Annotated in this window: 17 protein-coding genes and 3 pseudogenes; 15 read left to right on the plus strand and 5 right to left on the minus strand. The window is 69.8% G+C overall.

Annotated elements, in window-relative coordinates:
* From BZZ08_RS03095 to BZZ08_RS03120, 6 genes are all read left to right on the plus strand, one after another.
* Positions 1 to 306 carry an urease subunit gamma gene (locus BZZ08_RS03095; protein WP_104630545.1) on the plus strand — a complete coding sequence of 102 codons (306 nt, stop codon included), beginning with the start codon at positions 1 to 3 and terminating at the stop codon, positions 304 to 306.
* A gap of 39 nt (positions 307 to 345) precedes the next feature.
* Positions 346 to 756, plus strand: coding sequence for an urease subunit beta (locus BZZ08_RS03100; protein ID WP_104630546.1), 411 nt, complete (start codon positions 346 to 348; stop codon positions 754 to 756).
* Positions 756 to 2,480 (plus strand): urease subunit alpha, encoded by a 1,725-nt coding sequence (ureC, locus tag BZZ08_RS03105; RefSeq protein WP_104630547.1) that lies wholly within the window; start codon positions 756 to 758, stop codon positions 2,478 to 2,480. The genes BZZ08_RS03100 and ureC overlap by 1 nt, the downstream gene beginning before the upstream one ends.
* Positions 2,481 to 2,587: 107 nt before the next feature.
* Positions 2,588 to 3,274 carry an urease accessory protein UreF gene (locus BZZ08_RS03110; RefSeq protein ID WP_104630548.1) on the plus strand — a complete coding sequence of 229 codons (687 nt, stop codon included), beginning with the start codon at positions 2,588 to 2,590 and terminating at the stop codon, positions 3,272 to 3,274.
* Between the two features lie 54 nt (positions 3,275 to 3,328).
* On the plus strand, positions 3,329 to 4,045 hold the full coding sequence (gene ureG, locus BZZ08_RS03115; protein WP_241965348.1) for an urease accessory protein UreG: 717 nt from the start codon (positions 3,329 to 3,331) through the stop codon (positions 4,043 to 4,045).
* Positions 4,042 to 4,983 (plus strand): urease accessory protein UreD, encoded by a 942-nt coding sequence (locus BZZ08_RS03120; RefSeq protein ID WP_104630549.1) that lies wholly within the window; start codon positions 4,042 to 4,044, stop codon positions 4,981 to 4,983. The genes ureG and BZZ08_RS03120 overlap by 4 nt, the downstream gene beginning before the upstream one ends.
* Before the next feature lie 41 nt (positions 4,984 to 5,024).
* Here BZZ08_RS03120 and BZZ08_RS38545 read toward each other — a convergent pair whose 3' ends face one another.
* Positions 5,025 to 5,375 carry a hypothetical protein gene (locus BZZ08_RS38545; protein ID WP_133169144.1) on the minus strand — a complete coding sequence of 117 codons (351 nt, stop codon included), beginning with the start codon at positions 5,373 to 5,375 and terminating at the stop codon, positions 5,025 to 5,027.
* Here BZZ08_RS38545 and BZZ08_RS03125 point away from each other — a divergent pair.
* Both BZZ08_RS03125 and BZZ08_RS03130 read left to right on the plus strand, forming a co-directional pair.
* The gene (locus tag BZZ08_RS03125; protein WP_104630550.1) at positions 5,344 to 5,688 is read left to right on the plus strand and encodes an STAS domain-containing protein; all 345 of its coding nucleotides are present in this window, start codon (positions 5,344 to 5,346) and stop codon (positions 5,686 to 5,688) included. The two genes, BZZ08_RS38545 and BZZ08_RS03125, sit on opposite strands and share 32 nt — an antisense overlap.
* A 79-nt stretch (positions 5,689 to 5,767) precedes the next feature.
* A pseudogene (locus BZZ08_RS03130) lies at positions 5,768 to 6,618 on the plus strand (IS5 family transposase).
* A gap of 7 nt (positions 6,619 to 6,625) precedes the next feature.
* Here BZZ08_RS03130 and BZZ08_RS03135 read toward each other — a convergent pair.
* Positions 6,626 to 6,988 carry a helix-turn-helix transcriptional regulator gene (locus tag BZZ08_RS03135; RefSeq protein ID WP_198601248.1) on the minus strand — a complete coding sequence of 121 codons (363 nt, stop codon included), beginning with the start codon at positions 6,986 to 6,988 and terminating at the stop codon, positions 6,626 to 6,628.
* A gap of 60 nt (positions 6,989 to 7,048) precedes the next feature.
* On the opposite strand from BZZ08_RS03135, the gene BZZ08_RS03140 reads away from it, so the two are divergent.
* From BZZ08_RS03140 to BZZ08_RS03150, 3 genes and pseudogenes are all read left to right on the plus strand, one after another.
* The gene (locus tag BZZ08_RS03140; protein ID WP_198601249.1) at positions 7,049 to 7,471 is read left to right on the plus strand and encodes an STAS domain-containing protein; all 423 of its coding nucleotides are present in this window, start codon (positions 7,049 to 7,051) and stop codon (positions 7,469 to 7,471) included.
* Between the two features lie 116 nt (positions 7,472 to 7,587).
* The gene (locus BZZ08_RS03145; protein WP_104630552.1) at positions 7,588 to 7,830 is read left to right on the plus strand and encodes a DUF5133 domain-containing protein; all 243 of its coding nucleotides are present in this window, start codon (positions 7,588 to 7,590) and stop codon (positions 7,828 to 7,830) included.
* A gap of 40 nt (positions 7,831 to 7,870) precedes the next feature.
* A pseudogene (locus tag BZZ08_RS03150) lies at positions 7,871 to 8,640 on the plus strand (transposase family protein).
* Between the two features lie 70 nt (positions 8,641 to 8,710).
* Here the strand turns inward: BZZ08_RS03150 and BZZ08_RS03155 are convergent.
* A pseudogene (locus BZZ08_RS03155) lies at positions 8,711 to 9,474 on the minus strand (IS5 family transposase).
* Positions 9,475 to 9,572: 98 nt separating this feature from the next.
* On the minus strand, positions 9,573 to 10,022 hold the full coding sequence (locus tag BZZ08_RS03160; RefSeq protein ID WP_104630553.1) for a DUF1931 family protein: 450 nt from the start codon (positions 10,020 to 10,022) through the stop codon (positions 9,573 to 9,575).
* A gap of 407 nt (positions 10,023 to 10,429) precedes the next feature.
* Here BZZ08_RS03160 and BZZ08_RS03165 point away from each other — a divergent pair, with 407 nt between their 5' ends.
* Together BZZ08_RS03165 and BZZ08_RS03170 are read left to right on the plus strand one after the other, a co-directional pair.
* Positions 10,430 to 11,518 (plus strand): hypothetical protein, encoded by a 1,089-nt coding sequence (locus BZZ08_RS03165; protein ID WP_241965349.1) that lies wholly within the window; start codon positions 10,430 to 10,432, stop codon positions 11,516 to 11,518.
* 136 nt (positions 11,519 to 11,654) lie between these two features.
* Positions 11,655 to 13,829 carry an FUSC family protein gene (locus tag BZZ08_RS03170; protein WP_104630555.1) on the plus strand — a complete coding sequence of 725 codons (2,175 nt, stop codon included), beginning with the start codon at positions 11,655 to 11,657 and terminating at the stop codon, positions 13,827 to 13,829.
* A 34-nt stretch (positions 13,830 to 13,863) separates the two neighbouring features.
* Here the strand turns inward: BZZ08_RS03170 and BZZ08_RS03175 are convergent, their stop codons facing one another.
* Positions 13,864 to 15,645, minus strand: a complete 1,782-nt coding sequence (locus BZZ08_RS03175) for a PucR family transcriptional regulator (protein WP_198601250.1) — start codon at positions 15,643 to 15,645, stop codon at positions 13,864 to 13,866.
* Between the two features lie 431 nt (positions 15,646 to 16,076).
* Between BZZ08_RS03175 and dnaK the strand changes: the two genes are divergently transcribed.
* Together dnaK and BZZ08_RS03185 are read left to right on the plus strand one after the other, a co-directional pair.
* Positions 16,077 to 17,972 carry a molecular chaperone DnaK gene (gene dnaK / locus BZZ08_RS03180; protein WP_104630556.1) on the plus strand — a complete coding sequence of 632 codons (1,896 nt, stop codon included), beginning with the start codon at positions 16,077 to 16,079 and terminating at the stop codon, positions 17,970 to 17,972.
* Positions 17,973 to 17,980: 8 nt separating this feature from the next.
* On the plus strand, positions 17,981 to 18,592 hold the full coding sequence (locus tag BZZ08_RS03185) for a nucleotide exchange factor GrpE (protein ID WP_104630557.1): 612 nt from the start codon (positions 17,981 to 17,983) through the stop codon (positions 18,590 to 18,592).
* The last annotated feature ends 4 nt before the right edge of the window (positions 18,593 to 18,596 follow it).

Below are 18,596 nucleotides of genomic sequence, written 5' to 3' on the forward strand. Positions count from 1 at the left end.
ATGAACCTCGCACCACGCGAAATCGACAAACTCCACGTCTATGTGGTGGCCGACCTGGCCCGGCGGCGCCGGGCCAGGGGCACCAAGCTCAACTACAGCGAAGCGGCCGCGCTGATCACCGAGGCCGTCCTGGAGGCCGCCCGTGACGGTCACACCGTCGCCGAGTGCATGGAGCTGGGCCGCCAGGTCGTCTCGGCCGACGACGTCATGCCCGGTGTGCGCGAGATGCTCAGCATCCTCCAGGTCGAGACGGCGTTCGTGGACGGGACAAAGCTCGTCACCTGCCATGACCCCATCAGCGCCTGAAACGCCGTCGGAAACACCGCCTGCAACTAGGAGACAACAATGTCGGGTGGAGCCCACTACCTCTACGGGGACGACCCGGTGGAGATCAACGCCGGACGGCCCAGGGTGAGTCTCACGGTCGCCAACACCGGCGACCGTGCCGTCCAGACCGGTTCCCACTACCACTTCTTCGAGGTCAACCGCGCGCTGCGGTTCGACCGCGAGGCCGCGTACGGCATGCACCTGGACATCCCGTCCGGCACCGCCGTGCGCTTCGAGCCCGGTGACACCCGCGAGGTGGAGCTGGTCGCCTTCGGCGGGACCCGGCGGCTCGTCGGTTTCTCCGGGCTCGTCAACGGCGGCCTGAACGCCGATGACACCCGTCGCGCCGCGCTGCGTCGTGCCGAAGAGCTGGGATTCGCCCACACCGGCGAAGACGCCGCCACTGAGAACGAGGGAACCGACGACTGATGGCGATCATCCCGCGCAAGCAGTACACGGACCTGTTCGGCCCCACCGTGGGCGACCGGTTCCACCTCGCCGACACCAACCTGGTGGTCGAGGTCGAGTACGACCACAACGCCGGTTCCTACGGGGACGAGGCCGTCTACGGCGGCGGCAAGGCCATCCGCGACGGCATGGCCCAGGACCCCGCCGCGCTCAACCGCGAGGGCGCGCTGGACCTGGTCATCACCAACGTGGTGGTCCTCGACCCGGTGCTGGGTGTCGTCAAGGGGGACATCGGCATCCGTGGCGGACTGATCGTCGGTGTCGGCAAGGCCGGCAACCCGCACGCGCAGAACGGCGTCGACCCCAAACTGGTCATCGGTCCCGGCACCGAGGTCATCTCCGGTGAGCATCTGATCGCCACCGCCGGCGGCGTGGACACCCACATCCACTTCATCTCGCCGCAGCAGGCCCAGGAGGGCCTGTCCAACGGCATCACCACCTTCTTCGGCGGCGGCACCGGTCCCACCGACGGCAGCAACGGCACCACCTGCACCCCCGGCCCGTGGAACATCCACCGGATGCTGGAGGCGGTCGAGGACCTGCCGGTGAACGTGGGACTGCTCGGCAAGGGCAACGGCAGCCTGCCCGGGGCGCTGCGCGAGCAGGTCGAGGCCGGCGTGTCCGGTCTGAAGGTGCACGAGGACTGGGGCGCCACCCCCGCCGCCATCGACAACGCGCTGAGCGTCGCCGACGAGTACGACGTGCAGCTAGCCATCCACACCGACACCCTCAACGAGGGCGGCTTCTTCGAGGACACCCTGTCCGCGATCGACGGCCGTACCATCCACACCTTCCACACCGAGGGCGCGGGCGGCGGTCATGCCCCCGACATCATGCGGGTCGCGGGCGAGCCGAACGTGCTGCCCTCCTCCACCAACCCGACTCTGCCGTACACCGTCAACTCGGTGGACGAGCTGCTGGACATGGTGATGGTCTGCCACCACCTGTCCCGTGACATACCCGAGGACGTGTCGTTCGCCGACAGCCGGGTGCGCGCGGAGACCATCGCGGCCGAGACAGTGATGCACGACCTCGGCGTGATCAGCATCTTCTCCTCCGACTCCCAGGCCATGGGCCGAGTCGGCGAGTCCTTCGCCCGTGCCTTCCAGACGGCACACCACTGCAAGGAGGTACGCGGGCCGCTGGCCGAGGACAGCTCCCGCAACGACAACGCGCGGGTGCTGCGCTACCTGGCCAAGCTCACCATCAACCCGGCGATCGCGGTGGGCGCCTCCGACGTGATCGGCTCGCTGGAGCCCGGCAAGCTCGCCGACATCGTCCTCTGGCCGATCAACTCCTTCGCCGCCAAGCCCAAGCTGATCATCAAGGGCGGCATGGTGAACTGGGCCCTGATGGGCGACCCCAACGCCTCCCTGCCGACGCCCCAGCCGGTCTACTACCGGCCGATGTTCGGCAGCATGGGCCGGGCCCGGCAGCGTACGTCGGTCACCTTCATGTCCCAGGCATCCATCGCCGCCGGTGTCCCGGGCGAGCTGGGCCTGCAGCGTCGGATCGAGCCGGTCCGGCGCTGCCGGACCGTCGGCAAGCAGCACATGGTCCGCAACGACGCGCTGCCGCGCATCGAGGTGGACCCTGAGACCTACAAAGTCACGGTGGACGGTGAGCCCGCCACCATCGAGCCGGCCGAGCGTCTCCCGCTCAACCAGCTCTTCTACATCGTCTGACCCACCCGCGACGGCTCGCAGGGCACCCCGCTTGCCCTGCGGCCTTCCACGGCCGGCCCCCGGCGGACGGCCGTCCGGCAGAACGGAAACCCGGCGTGAACGAACCAATGCCGATCGCGGCGCTGCTGACCGGGCTTCAGCTCACCGACTCGGCCTTTCCCAGCGGCTACTACACCCTCTCCCACGGCCTGGAGGGTTTCCAGCAGGCCCGCGCGGTCACCCCGCGCAGTCTGCCCGCGCTCCTGAACGATCTGCTCCGGCACAGCGCGGGGCCGTCGGACGCCACCGCACTCGCCCTCACCCACCGCGCGGTGACGGCGGACGACTGGGACGAGGTGGTCGCCGTGGAGCAGCGGTTGCACGCCACCAAGCTCGGCCGCGAGGCCCGGCAAGCCGCCGTCCGCACCGGCCGGCAGCTGCTCGACCTGGCCGCCGAGGTCTACGGCACCGCGCCGATCGAGCGGTACAGGACTCTGTACCGGGATGGCGCGGTACGCGGCTGCCAGCCGGTCGTCGCCGGCGTCGTCCACGCGGGCAACGGCCTCACCGCCCGGCAGGCGGTCACCTGCGAGCTGTTCGCCTTCGCGGCCAGCTTCGTGGGGGCCGCCCTGCGGCTGCGGCTCACCGACCACCGCCGCGCCCAGGTCGTCCTGCACGGCGCCGCCCCGGTGATCGAGGAGGCCGTGACGGCGGCCCTCGACCGGGAACTGGCCGACCTCGGCGGGTGCGTTCCCGTGGCCGACGTCATGGCCGGACGCCACGAACGCGCCGAGGCCCGCCTGTTCGCGAGCTGAAACCCGGCCGGCCTCTCCCACCCCAAAGACACACCACTCTGGACAAGGATCACCATGCACGACCCCACACAGGTCCGAGGCTCCCGCCACCACCGCGACCACGACCACGACGAGTTCGTGCAGCGCCCCAAGGACGGCGTGCTGCGCGTCGGCGTCGCCGGACCGGTCGGCTCCGGCAAGACCGCGCTGATCGAGGCGCTCGTCCCGGTGCTGATCGGGCGCGGCCGGACCCCCGCCGTGATCACCAACGACATCTACACCTCCGAGGACGCCGCCCATGTGCGGCGCACCCTGGACGGAATCCTCGCCGCCGACCGCATCGTCGGCGTGGAGACCGGCGCATGCCCGCACACCGCGGTCCGCGACGACCCGACGATGAACCAGGCCGCGGCCGACGAGATGCTGGAGCGCTTCCCCGAGGTGGACACGCTGCTCTTCGAGAGCGGCGGTGACAACCTGACACTCACCTTCAGCCCGGCTCTGGTCGACCTCTTCCTGTTCGTGCTGGACACCGCGGAGGGCGACAAGATGCCCCGCAAGCGGGGACCGGGCATCACGGAGTGCGAGCTGCTCGTCATCAACAAGATCGACATCGCCCAGTACGTGCGGTGCGACCTGGCCCGGATGGAGTCGGACGCCCACCACGTCCGGCAGGGCCGGCCAGTGGTGCTCACCAACTCCCTGACCGGAGAAGGCCTGGACGCCATCGCCGACTTCGTGCTGGCCCACGAGGCCGCGCAGCCGGCCGGACAGGAGGCGGCCTCCGCATGACCAAGGCGCCCGCGCGGCTGGACCCCGCACACTACGAACCCCGGCGGGTACCGGCCCGGATGCTCGGCCTGGCCGGCACTCCGGACACTCTGGCCGCCGGGCGCCCCGGCAAGGTCGGCCTGCTGGAACTGCGCTACGCGCGCGTCGGCGACCGTACCGAACTCGTCGACCGCTACCAGAAGTCACCGTTGCAGATCATGCGGCCGCTGTACGTGGACCCCCTGCGGCCGGACCTGCCGGTGACGTATCTGATGTCCACCGGCGGCGGCATCGTGCAGGCCGACCGCAACCGGATCGACATCGACTGCGGGCCTGGCACCGCCGTGCACCTGACGACGCAGGCCGCCACCAAACTGCACCGAGCGGAGTTCGACCACGCCACCCAGGTCGTCCATCTCACCGCCGGTGCCGACGCCTACGTGGAGTATCTGCCCGATCCTCTGATCCCCTACCGGGACGCACGCTTCTACCAGCAGACCTGCGTGACCGTCGACCCCACAGCCACCGTGCTGCTGGGGGAGACGATCGCGGCCGGCCGGCTGGCCCGCGGTGAACGGCACGCCTACCGCATGCTGTACAGCGACCTGGTGATCACCCGTCCCGGCGGCGAATTGGTGGTGGTGGACACCGTCCGACTGGATCCGCAGGAACCGGGCTCGGTGACGGGCCCGGCGGTCTTCGGCGGCCACGACCTGATGGCCACGCTCTACGCGGTGACCCCGCTCGCCGCCGCCTCGGAGGTCGCCGACACTTTGTACGAGGCCCTGCTGGCCACCGGCCTGGACTTCGGCGTGAGCGTGCTGCCCGACGACTGCGGGGCGTGGGCGCGGATCATGGGCAGCGAACCGCCGGCGATGACCCGTGCGATGCGTACGGCCTGGGATGCCGTACGCCGCCTGCTCATCGGAGTGCCCGCCCCCGATCTACGCAAGACCTGACTGTCCGCTTCCCCGGCCTCACGCGGCGTCGGCGGTCGTTGTCACGTGCATCCCTTGGCTTCCGGCCGCCTGACGCCGAAGTCAGATCGGATACGGCTCACTGACCTCACTTGATCTTTAACGTGCGGCGTCGATGGCGGCTTCGGCCGCCAGGCTGTCGTCGTCCTGGTCCACGTCGTCACCGCGCCGCGCACCAGCTGGCGCATCATGCGCACTCCAGCCACCGAGACGCAGGCGCTGGTGCCGACGCCCGTACATGATCCGGCAAGGCCCTGACCGATCTGCTGGACGGCTTCGGGGACGGCCTCGACGACGACACGGCCCTGCTCGCCCTCGGCGTCCCCGTCACCGGCCACGAGGGTGACGAAGCCGCATAGCCAGCTGGAGACCATCACGCGAAAGGCTGCCTCCGGGCCCGTTCTGGAGCTCCTCGGCGACCTCGACTACGACACCGCCGACCGACTGCGCACACTGCTCTCGACGCTTGCCCTGCGGCAGAACAGCCGCCTGGTCCTGGACCTCGAGGGAGTGACGTTCTGCGACTCCAGCGGCATCACCGCGCTAATCGTCGCCGGCAACCACGCGCTGGCCGCCCAGGCCGAGGTCGCGCTCGCCCGAGTGCCCGACCACATCATGCGCGTGCTGCGCATCGTCGGCCTGGATCAGAGCTTCCCCATCGATCCCGGCAGCGCCGCGGTCATGTGACCCCACCCGTCAAGGCGTGGCGCCCCGTAAGTGGTCCGCGACGCTGCCCCTGTGGTCTGACGTCAAACGATCTTGGCTGGTGGAACATGGTCGGGTTGTACGGCGCCATGAACTGTCCGACGCTGATTGGGAGTTCGTTCCGGCCTTTGCTGCCCGTGTCGGGACGTCGGCGCAAGCGGCTGGACGACAGCGGGGCGCTCAACGGGATCGTGTGGAAGTTCCGTACGGGCACGGCCTGGCAGTGCGTGCCCAGCGGTACGGGCCGTGGGCCACGCTGCACGCCTGTTGTCGCCGGTGGGGGCGGACGGCACGCTCAAGCTGATGCTCTGCGCCGCCCGGTTCCGGGCGGACGCCGCCGGGGACATCGATCGGCTGGTGTCGGTCGACTCCACGATGGTCCACGCCCACCAGCATGCCGCCCGACGCCCGAAAAAGAGGCGCCGCGCCCCGGCCCTCGGACGCTCCCGAGGTGGCCTGACCAGCAAGATTCATCTGGCCTGCGACGGCGCCGGTCGCCCGCTCGCCTTCACTGCCAACGGGCGGCAACACCAGGGACTGCAGCCAGTTCACCGCCGTGATAAAGGCGATCCGAGTGTCCAGGATGGGTCCGGGACGGCCCCCGGGTGCGCTCGCACGTCATGGGCGACAAGGGCTACAGCCTCCGGGCGATCCGCAGCTGGCTGGTTGGCGAGGCATCAGCCACACCATTGCCGAGCGAGCGGACCAGTCCGCAACCGGTTGAACCGCGCCAGCCGTGGTGGACGGCTGCCGGCCTTCGACCGCGACGCCTGCGAGCGGCGCAACGTGGTGGAACAGTGCTTCAACAAACTGAGGCAGTGGCACGACATCGCCACCCGGTACGACAAGACCACAGAGTCCTACCAGGCGGCAATCGCCCTCGCGACCCTGCTGATGAGGCGTGACATTTGACGACAACTTACCGTGCACCACTCGTCTGCGCCTGGCGGGACAGGGTGGTGCCGGACGGTCGTCCGCGGTGGGTTTCGTCCTGTATGAGCAGAGAGAGGAGCGAGGTCACGGTCAGGCCTGCTTCGGCGGGGTGGCGCAGCACCTTGTCCGGTTGGACGCGGTAGGTGTTGGTGCGGCCGTCGCGGGTGTGGGAGAGGTATTCGTCCTGTTCGAGGTCGGAGATGATCCGCTGGACGGCGCGCTCGGTGAGCCGACAGTGGGCGGCGATGTCGCGGATCCGGATGTTCGGATTGTCGGCGATGGCTGCCAGGACGCGGGCGTGATTGGTGAGGAACGTCCAGCCGGGGCGAGCTTCGGGCACTTCAACCATGCAGGGCATTCTACGGACTGTCTTTGCGTGAACCCCAGTACATGACATACATTTCGTGTAATGGATGACAGGACCTGTGTAGCGCGGGAGGGGGCCGAAGTGTCTTTGTATGAGGCGGTCACTGGGTGCACGGACGCTGCCGACGCGGGCCGGACACAGGGCCTCGACCAGGCTGCGGTGGCGCGGTACGAGTGGGGCGGCGTCTGTGTCGTCGGTGCGAGTGGCTCGTACGATCTGTACTCGATCGCCCCCTTGTCGGAGGCGTTGGACGCGGCGGTGAAGGAGCATTCGAAGGTGGTTCTGGACGCCTCCCGCATCACCTTCGCCGACTCGACCCTCCTGAACCTCCTGATCCTCACCCGGCGAGCCGTCGACCTCCGAGTGGCCGCGCCGACGCATCAGTTGCGCCGCCTGCTCGACATTACCGGGGTCGACACGCTCCTCAAGGTGCGGGAGACGGTGGAGGAAGCCGCCACGTGCTAGGCCCCGTGGTCGTGGCCGGAAGGTCGGATTAGACCTTTCGGCACGGGGCATTCGGGATTCTGTTTGACGCGGTCCCGCCCGAGTCGCGGGAGATTCACCAGGGGAGAGGTAAGACGATGATCCTTCCGGCGGAGAAGGAACTGCGTGCGGTCCTGGCCCGGTTCGCCCACGCGCGCATGGAGCACGACGTGTGTCCCACCAGCCACACCAGCAGGGCACTCGAGGACGCCATCTACACGCTGTGTGTGATCACCGGAGCCCGCACCGCCGTGGACGCCCTGGCCACGGCGGACGCCCTGCTCGATCGGTATACCGACCGCAGGAGTGTCTCCCAGGGCGACGAGGCGCTGGCCGCCTAAAGGGTGTTGGAGAAGGCCGTGATCTGGTCATATCCTGTGTATGGCTGGGGTGTTGAGGGCCGAGCGGGTGTGGGTGGAGACGTTCACCGGGTTGCGGGTCGATCAGTTCGGCCGGCTGTTGAGGGCAGTCCGGGAGCGTGGTGGCGAGGGGTGTGGGTGGGGTCGTCCGTGGCGGCTGCCGCTGGCGGAGAGGGTGCTGCTGGTGGCCGTGTACTACCGCACGAACCTCACGATGCGGCAGCTCGCCCCGCTGTTCGGTGTCTCACCGGCGACCGTGTGCCGGGTGATCCAGCGGCTCGGTCCGCTGCTCGCGCTCCAGCCGGCCCGGGCCTCCCAGGACGCCGCCGAGCGGCTGTGGATCGTCGACGGAACCCTCGTCCCGGTCCGCGACCGCAAGGTCGGCGCGTCGTCGCGCAACTACCGCTTCTCAGCGAATGTGCAGGTCATCGTGGACGCGGCGACCCGCCTGGTGGTGGCCGCGGCCCGACCGGTGCCCGGCAACACTGCGGATGCGAAAGCCTGGCGGGACTCCGGCCTTGCCGCACACTGCGAAGGTGCGACGGTTCTCGGCGACGGCGCCTACATCAACACCGGTCTGATCGTCCCGCACCGCAAACGCCCCGGCCGCCCGTTGCTGAAGGGCGAGGAAGAGGACAACGCGCAGCATCGCAAGGTCCGCGCCGCGTCGAGCACACCTTCTCCCGCATGAAGAACTACAAGATCCTCCGCGACTGCCGGCAACGCGGCGACGGCCTCCACCACGCCGTCCAGGCAGTCGCCCGCATGCACAACCTCGCCCTCGCCGCATGACCGCACAGCCCCGGCCACCCGCTCCGACCTGCCTAATCACGGCCTTCCGCAACACACCCTTTAACTCTCCCTAACAGAGCCGTTGGACGTGGCGGTAGGCGATTTGGCAGACGGAGGCTCTGAGGAACGCTTCGTGGATGTCGGCACGTCTCTCCCAGCGGATGCGTAGGCGGCGGAAGCCGTGAAGCCAGGCGATCGTTCGCTCGACGACGTAGCGGAAGATGCCCAGGCCAGTGCCGTGGGTCTCGCCCCGCTTCGCGATCACAGGCCCGATCCCTCGCTGCCAGAGCAGGCAGGGTACTTGTCGTGGTCGTAGCCGCGGTCGGCCAGCAGCGCGTCCGGGCGCCGGCGAGGTCTGCCGAAGTGGCCCGCAACCGCGGGGAATTTGGCCGAGCAGGGACAGCAGCTGGGTGACATCGTTGCGGTTGCCGACGGTCAGCGACACCCCCGAGCGGGATGCCCTGCCCGTCGACGATGAGGTGGTGCTTACTGCTCGGCCGTGCGCGGTCGACCGGCTCGGCCCGCCTTTGGGCCCCGTAGCGCGGCCCGGGCGTGCGAGGAACCGATCACCGCCCGGTCCCGGTCCACCTGGTACTTCGACCGCAGCTTCTTGAGCAGCAGCACGTGCAGCTGGTCCCTGACGCCGGCGTCGTTCCAAGCTGCCAGGCGCCGCCAGCAGGTCATGCCCGAGCCGAAGCCGAGCTCTGGGGCAGCTCTCCCCTGGATGCCGATGTGCAGGACGAAGAGGATCCCGCACAGGGCCTGCTGGTCCAGCACTCGCGGTCTGCGCTCGGCCTACTTCGGACCCGGCTTCGTCAGCAACGTCTCGATCATCGACCACAGTTCATCCGATCCCGGTCCACGGCCGCGACTGCCGCTTCCCCATACCTCGGGCCCGCTGTTTCATGATCAGCAGCTTTTATTAGAGCCAGTTACAGCAGGAGGTCGAAGACGGCTCGCGCCTCGTCCCAGTGCTGGGTCTGGGGGTTCTTCAGGTCGGGGTGGAGGATCTTGAAGCTCTGCGCAAGGGCCAGGCTGAGTCCGCCGACGATGTCCGGATAAGCCGCCTCGGTATCCTCATCGGGCGTGCGGTCCAGAGCGGGATGGGTGGCGAGCTGCTCCAGGATCGGCTTGATCTCTACTTCCTGGTCGATTTTCCGGAAGTGGTGGATGCTCTCCTGCAAGCCTTTCGTGATCGGCAGGTCACAGGTCCGGATGATGTCGCGCCCGTTGGCCTTGGCAGTGGCCTGGGCGACGGTCAGCAGGTCGTAGAGCTTGGCGTCGACGAAGTCGCTGTAACGCTTGAGATCGTTCTTGTCGACGTTCAGTCCTGCGGCCGCGCGAAAGAACCTCTCGAATCTGGCGATGGACATCACTGTCATGACGGCAACCTCCAGCTGCGGGAGCCGGTACCTCCCGGCCCCTGGGCTTCCCGGCCAGCCTGGCCGACGGAAGCGTGCGCATGCATGCGCATGCCGGGCCCAATCGGGCTCACTGTCTCGCCCTGCCAGGCCCATGCGTCCGATTTTCCGGGTTGTCGGACGGCCGAGCTGACCGACGGCTGGGCGTGAGAGGAGCAGCCGGGGCCGGGTGACCCGACTCATCCCCGCCCCTCATCCGTCCCGAGACCGGCAATGCGTGGCTCTGTCGGCCGCACACGCCGGCGGTACGGCCGGCAGGTGCAGACGGCGTCGGCGTTACCTCGGAGGCGTCTGCGGGCACTTGGGCTCGCGGGGCAGCCGACGAGGAGGTTCCTGTCATGCGGGTGTCGTCTCAGGACGTTACGGTCGTGGCTCTCCTGGCGGATCCGTACGCGCCGACGGAGATCGCGCAGCGCGTGGCCCGGACGCTTTCCGCCCGGCTCGCCGACGAGTCGGCCGAGGGGCCACGGTTCGACGTCGAGGTGGTCAGCGAGCCGTTCACTTCCGGGACGGAGGACCCGCCCACCTTGATGCGCCGGATCTTGGACCGCGGGAGGGCGGAGAACTGGGACATCGTCGTGGCCCTCACCGACCTTCCGCTGCATGCCCACGGACGCAGGCTCGCCGTGGATCTGAATCACGAGCATGGCTTGGCGCTGCTCTCTCTTCCTTCGCTGGGGGGCCTTCGGCTGCAGACGAGGGCCCGGCGTGCCGTCGAGGAGGCCGTGCTCGGCCTGGCGGGTCCACGGACCACGGCGGCCGAAGGACCCCCGCGAAGCCAGCCGTCTCCGGGGCCTCTCGACGATCGTCTCGCGCCTGCTCATCCGAGCCCGATCGGTAAACAGGAGGCCGACGATCTTCGGTACGTCGTCGGCGGACCACGCGGTTACCTGCGTGTACTCGTCGGTATGGTCCGCGCCAACCGGCCGTGGCGGCTGGTGACGGGCTTGTCGAAAGCCCTGGCGGCCGCACTCGCCACCGGGGCCATCGCCACCCTCGACTCCACCACCTGGAGCCTCGCCGAGGCTCTGAGCGCGCCACGCCTCGTGATCGCCATGGCCGGGTCCGTCGCGCTCATGATCGGCTGGCTGATCATCGACGGGGAGCTGTGGCATCGATCAGCCGAGGGCTCACCAGAGGCGAGGCAAAAGGCCAGGCTCTACAACGCCTCGACGGTCGTGACCGTGGGAATCGGGGCCCTCGTCTGCTACGTGGGTTTGCTGGTCATCAACTTGGTGTGGGCGCTGTTCATCCTCAATGAACAGGTGTTCGCTTCCATGACGCGATCCCCGCTGCACGCCACGGAGTACCTGACGCTGTCCTGGTTCGTCGCCTCGGTCGCCACCGTGGGCGGCGCGCTGGGATCGGGTTTGGAGAGCGACGAGGCGATCCGGGCAGCCGCCTACTCCAAGCGTGAACAGGAACGTCGCCACACACTCCAGGCAGAGCCACGATGACCGGCCGGGACCCGTGTCGGAACTGCGTCGGTGACCGGTGGTCGCTCTTGGGCCCTGCGGGGGTCATCCTCGCCCCGCTGCCGCACCGCGACCAAGCCGTCACGCCCCGGCAGGGTGGGACGGTCGGGCTCACACCGTGAGATGGCCGCGAACCCTCGGGGAGGTCGTGCGATCCGGGCTCACGATCGAGGAGACGCGGCTGGAGCCCCTGCTCGCGCTGCGCACGGCTGCAGGGGTGGCTCTGGTCGTCGGGCCGGCGCTGTGGCTGGTGTCGCCCGCGTTCGCCGCGTCCGCCGCCCTCGGTGCCTTCTCCGCGGGTGCGGCCACCTTCCAGCGCACCTGGCGTCCGCGCAAGGCGATCGCGCTCGGTGCGGGCGCGGGTCTGGCACTCAGTACCTTCGTGGGCTACCTGGCGGCGGAACGACTCGTGACGTTCCTCCCGCTGCTGGCCGTGTGGGCCTTCGCCGCGGGGCTGGCGTGGGCCCTCGGATCGACCGCTGGGATCGTCGCGGCGACGACGGTCGGCAGCATGCTGGTGACCGTCACCCTGCCCACGAGCCTCGGGCTGGCCATGGAACACGCCGGCGTCATCGCACTCGGAGGCGTGGCGCAAGCCGTACTGATCCTGCTGTTCCCGATCCGGCGATGGGGGGCGCATCGCGACGCCCTCGCCGACGCTTTGGCCGCCGTGGCGGACTACGCCCGTCGCCTGGAACACGACCCCGCGGCCCCGTTCGACCCGGAACCCCTGATGACGGCACGGGACGCGGCTGCCGTGACGCCCTCTCAGGCCCGTACCCGGCCCCCCGTCCTCCACGGTCCCCGGGGCCTCGCCGAGCGCATCGTTCCGGTCGTCGCCGCGCTCGCCGACCCGGACGTCGGCGCCCCGGCGGAGGGGCCCGGCCGGGACCGCGTACGGGAGCTGCTCAACGCGGCCGCCGACGTGCTGGACGCGGCCGCGCATTCGATCCGCCGCGGCACTCCCACCGAGGTTCCGCCCCGGAGCGCCGAGGTCCTGCGCGTCGACGGGCAGGGCGAGGTTCTGGAGGGGCCTGCCCGGCAGGCCGCCGTAGAGCTCGTCAAGCTGCTCGCCGAGGCGTTGGAGGTCGCCGGGGGCGTTGGCGCGTACGACAAGGCGTCTACCTCGTCCGGCCCTGCGGACGCCCAGTTCCTGGTGCGCCCGACCATGTTCCGGCTGCTCCCGGTTGTCATCCGAGCGGTCCGCCGTGAGCTGCGCCGCGACTCACCCGTGTTCCGGCACGCCGTCCGCCTGGCGGCAGTGGCCACGCTCGGCTATCTCATCGCGTCCCCGCTGCCCGTGGGCCACGGATATTGGGCGCCCATCGCCTCGGTGATGGTGATGCGGCCGGACTTCCACCGGACGTACGCCCGTGCGGTGGGCCGCCTCGCCGGCACCCTGGTGGGGGTGGCGCTCGCCACCGGGATGGTGCGGGCCATAGGCCCCGACGCTCATCTGTTCGGCGCGCTCGCGGTGGTCTCGGCGGCCCTGTCGTACACGCTGCTCCGGACCGGCTACGCCTACTCCCAGTGCTTCACTGCCGCGTACGTCGTCTTCCTGCTCGGCATGGGCGGCCACACATGGGAGCAGACGGTGCCGGAGCGGGTGGTACTCACCCTGCTCGGCGGGGCCCTGGCCATGCTGGCGTACGTGTTGTTCCCCGCATGGGAGACCCCCCGGCTCCCGGGTCGGCTCGCGGACTGGCTTGCCGCTGATGGCCGCTATGCGGCCGCAGTGCTCCGCGGCTACGCCGAGCCGACCCGGGAGCGTCGCGCCGACATGCGCAGCGCTCTGCTGGCGAGCCGGAAGGCACGTGCCGCCTGGCAGAAAGCCTACGACCAGGCCAGGCAGGAGCCCGTCCGCCCCAGGGGCCTGACATCCCGCGAGGCGGAGGATGCGCAGGAGGCGCTCAAGGGGTTCGACCGAGCGACGATGCTCATGGAGAGCCGCGTCCCGGGGGCCGACAGTCGTTTCGCCCCCGGGGCCGAGAGGTTCGCCGAGGCCCTGGAGGCGGACACCGCCCAGGCGGAAGAAGCCATGCGCGAGCACAGGAACCCGGACTGGAGGCGCGTGGCGGAGGCGCTCCACGCGTGGGAGGGTGCCGCCGGAGACCGCAGCCCGGTGATGCGGCGTGGTGCGGAACTGCAGAAGAAGGCTCTGGACAACCTCGCGACAGCCGTGAGCCGCACACCCCTGGAGCGAGACGTCGGCTCCGCCCGCGAGGAGCAGCGGGTGCGGGCGGTTCTGGCTTCGGAGGGTGACGGATCAGGACCCGCCCGCGAGGGAGGGTGAGGGGCCGGCGTCGAGGAGAGCGACGTCGTGCGAGTCAGCCGGATCCGCCCAGCACGATCTTCCACACGCGGGTCGCCACCTGGAGGTTGAGCCGGTCCTCGACGTTCGCCAGGTCGTTGCCGCTGATGTCACGGATCCGCTGGAGCCGATAGCGCAGCGTGCTCCGGTGGATCGCGAGGGACGCGGCGGTCTCGTCGTAGTTGCCGCCACAGTCGAAGTACCGGGTCAGGGTGTCCACCATGGTCGCGTGGTGACGGGAGTCGTAGTCGATGAGCTGCCCGATCCACTCGTGGACGAACGCCTCCAACTGCCGGTAGTCGTTGCCGGGGCCGAGAATGCGGTAGAGGCCGAGCTCGTCGAAGAACGTCGTGCCGCTGCCCTCGCGGGAGTGGCGGCGCACTTCCAGGGCACGCTGCGCCTCCTGATAGCGCCGGGGGATGTCGTTCGGGGAGTCGCACGGAGCGCTCACACCGATGGCCCCGGACTGCGTCCCCGTCTCCAGCGCGAGCGCTTCGTACAGCGCGCGGGCCCGCGGCTTGGCGTCGGTGACCAGGATCACATGATCGGACCGCCGGGTCTGCAGCGAGCGCATGCCCAGGGCAGTCGCCACCCGGCCCACGGTCTCCGCGAAGGAGTCGTCCGCGGTGCGGTTCGACCACCGCACCACGACGATGAAGTGCCTGCGATGCAGGTCGTGTCCGATCGCCTCGGACCTGGCGTAGGCACTCGCGGTGTCCGTCCCTGCCAGGAGGTCGTCGGCCAACTCCCGGTGCAGTCTCAGCTCGACTTCGGCAAGACGGCGCAGGTGTGCCAGCTCAAGGGCGAGTGACGTGGCGGCGTGTTCCAGTGCGAGCACGGCGTGCTCGCCGGCCTCGCCCCCGGCGTCGATCAGGGCGAGCACGCCCAGGATCTCGCCGTGCGGACGGACCAGGGTGATCAGCCGGTCCTTCACCCGTACCGGCCCGGCCTGCCGTGCGACGGCTTGCAGCATTTCGTCCTGGCGCACGGGATCCGGTTCCGGATAGGGGTCGGGCCGGCCGGGGCCGCTCCAGGACCTCAGCCGACCGAAGCGGTCTTCGACCAGCGCGGGGAGGCCGGTGAGGCCGTGGAGTGCCCGCGTGACGGCTCCCTCGCCGCCACCCGCGGCGGCGACGTCGGTGAGGAGCGTGCGAACGGCCCGTTGGTACGCCTGCTCGGCCATGACCGAGATCAGCTGTCGCTGAAGAGCGGTGCGTTCTTCCCTCACCCGGTGGAGCTCCACGGAGTCATCACGTTGGCGGCGGTGTGCGAAGGCGAGCGACAGAGCGGCGGCGGTGTGCCGGACGAGCGTGGCGAGCAGGAATCGTTCTTCCTCGGTGGGCTCGGAGTCCGACGTCACCACGAGGTAACCGTGGAGTCTCTGCAGTCCGCGCAGCCCGAAGGCACGGCCCCAGGGCCTGCCACGTACGGTCACCGGGCCGTCGTGCCCGGCCAGCTCCCGCACCCTCCGGTCCACGGCCGAGGCGTGCAGCCGTCCGTTCGCCGGAGCGGCGACCAGATCACCGCCCACCTCGATGTATCCGGCCTCGGCGCTGTACGGCCCCGCGGCGGCTACGTGGGCCATGGCCAGTCCCAGGATCTCGGCCTCGTCCGAGGTATCGAGCAACGTGTGAGACAGCCCTGTCAGGTCGTCGAGGCCACGGACGGCCTGGCCGGGCGGGGGCGGGCGGGGTTCCGCCGGCGCGGCTGCGACGGACAGCCCGAGTCCGCTTCGGGAAGGATCGCTCTCCCCTCCGGAACTGCGGGAGTACGGGTCGTGCGCCCGGCTGTCGGCCATGGAATCGACTCCGTTCGCCTGAGCCTACAGATGGGCCCGTTGTCGGGTGCCCGCTCACGGGCCGGCTCAATCGGGGCGTCCGCACTGCTCTGCTTGGTGCCCGCGTGACGACCGGACGCGAGCCTTTTCGACTCGTCAGGCGCAGGCGCGCGGCCACTCGTCTCACCACCCTGGGGCGTGTCCGAGAACCTCCGTGCACATCGACATCAAGAGCTGGGCGACGACCGAGCACCGTAGGCCCAAATGCGCCCCCCACAGGACGTACCGGGCAACAGTGCGCGCCGTCGACCGTCCCTCCGGCCAGCGGTTCGTCGCCTACGAGGCGAGCGGCTGATCACCTCGTCGGGGGGCACGCCAGGAGGTGCCGGTCGTCACTGAACGAGCGTGATCCGGAGAGTCGGCGCAGGCCGCCACAGCGGGAGGAGATCCTCATGGCCAAGGCAGTGGGCATCGATCTGGGCACCACCAACTCGGTGATCGCCGTGTGGGAGGGCGGCGAGCCGTCCGTCGTGCCCAACAACGAGGGCAACCGCACGACGCCATCCGTGGTGGCCTTCACCGACACCGGTGAGCGCCTGGTGGGCCAGCTGGCCCGTCGCCAGGCGATCCTCAACCCCAAAGGCACCATCTACTCGGCCAAGAGGTTCATCGGCAGGCACTTCGACGAGATCTCCGACGAGGCCAGAGCGGTGGCGTACGACGTCGTCGAGGGTGACGGCGGGTCGGCGCGCTTCAAGGTGGGCGACAAGCTGTACGCGCCGGAGGAGATCAGCGCTCAGGTGCTGCGCAAACTCGCCGACGACGCTTCCAAGCAGCTGGGCGAGCGGGTGACGGAGGCGGTCATCACGGTGCCCGCCTACTTCAACGACGCCCAGCGCACCGCCACCAAGGACGCCGGACGGATCGCGGGACTGGAAGTGCTGCGGATCATCAACGAGCCGACGGCGGCCGCCCTCGCGTACGGCATGGACAAGAAGCAGCACGAGACGGTGCTGGTCTTCGACCTGGGCGGCGGCACCTTCGACGTCAGCATCCTCGACGTCGGCGACGGCGTGGTGGAGGTACGGTCCACCGCCGGCGACAGCCACCTGGGCGGTGACGACTTCGACCGGCGTCTGGTGGATCACCTCGCGGACGACTTCCAGAAGGAGAACGGCGTCGATCTGCGCAAGGACCCGCAGGCGCTGCAGCGGCTGTTCGAGGCGGCGGAGAAGGCCAAGACCGAGCTGAGTTCGGTGACCCAGACGCAGGTCAGCCTGCCGTTCATCACCGCCGACGCTTCGGGTCCCAAGCACCTCACCGACTCGGTGATGCGCTCCACGTTCGAGCAGATCACCAGCGACCTGGTGGAGCGGTGCCTGGGGCCCGTCCAGCAGGCCATGGCTGATGCCAAGGTCGGCGAGAGTGACATCGACGAGGTCATTCTCGTCGGCGGTTCCACCCGTATCCCTGCCGTCCAGGCCCTCGTGCGCCGGCTGACCGGTGGCAAGGACCCCAACATGAGCGTCAACCCCGACGAGGTCGTGGCCCTGGGCGCCGCGATTCAGGCCGGGGTGCTCAAGGGCGAGGTCAAGGACGTCCTGCTGCTGGACGTCACGCCCCTGTCGCTCGGGGTGGAGACACGTGGCGGCGTGATGACGAAGATCATCGAACGGAACACCACCATCCCGGTACGCCGCAGCGAGACCTTCTCCACCGCCGAGGACAACCAGCCGGCCGTCGACGTGGTGGTCCTCCAGGGTGAGCGTGAGCGGGCTGCGGACAACCGGGTGCTGGGCCGGTTCCAGCTCACCGACATCCGGCAGGCACCGCGGGGCGAACCGCAGATCGAGGTCACCTTCGACATCGATGCCAACGGCATCCTCGATGTCAGGGCCCGCGACCGGGACACCGGCAAGGAACAGGGCATCACCATCAGTGAGAGTTCCAACCTGGACCGCAGCGAGGTCGAACGCATGGTCCAGGAGGCCGAGCGCAACCAGGGCGAGGACCAGGCACTCCGCGAGGCCGTCGACGCCCGCAATGAGCTCGACGCCGTCGCGTACCAGGTCGAGAAGCGCCTCGCCGAGCTGGGCGACGCCGCCCCGGCGCACGAGAAGGCACGCGCCGAGATGCTCGTGTCCGATGCTCGCGCGGCGGTCAAGGAGGAGGCGGGCGTGGAGCGCGTACGGCCCCTCACCTCCGAACTCCAGCAGGTGCTGGCCGGGCTGGCGGCTGCCCAGCAGAGCGCCACCGCCGCAGGCGGGCCCGGCCAGGACACCACCGCCGGTGGCGCCGCCGGTGGCGGTGACGACGACGTCATCGACGCCGAGTTCGACAAGGACTGAGGCACGCCATGCCCACCCACCCGAACGAGCCCGACCGCGCCGCGTCGGACCCGGCCGAACCGGCTCCGGAGGCCGTACGCCCGCCGCGCGGGGACGTGCCGCGACCGGAACCGCCACCGCCCCGGCCGGAAGCGGCCCACGACGAATCGGGACCCCACGCACTCGGCCCCGAGCCCGTCGACGACGAATACGTCACCGCGGTCCAGGAACTCGAAGACCGCTGGCGGCGCGCGCTCGCCGACCTCGACAACCTCCGCAAGCGTCACGCCAGGGAGCTGGAGCGGGAACGGGCGGCGGAACGGTCCCGCACCGCCGCCGCCTTCCTCCCCGTCATCGACAACCTCGAACTGGCCCTGACCCATGCCGGCCCCGACCCCGGCGCGATCGTGGAGGGCGTCCGGGCGGTCCGCGACCAGGCGGTGAACGTCCTCGAACTGCTCGGCTACCCACGGCACGCGGAGACCGGCGTCGCCTTCGACCCGGCCCGGCACGAGGTGGTCGGCGTCGTCCAGGACCCCGACGCCCCACCGGGCACCGTCGTCGAGGTGCTGCGCCCGGGCTACGGCGACGGTGAGACGCAGCTCAGGGCTGCCGCCGTGATCGTCGCGAAGCGGGAGTGACCGG

The organism is Streptomyces sp. MH60 (assembly GCF_002939385.1).
GTDB lineage: Bacteria > Actinomycetota > Actinomycetes > Streptomycetales > Streptomycetaceae > Streptomyces.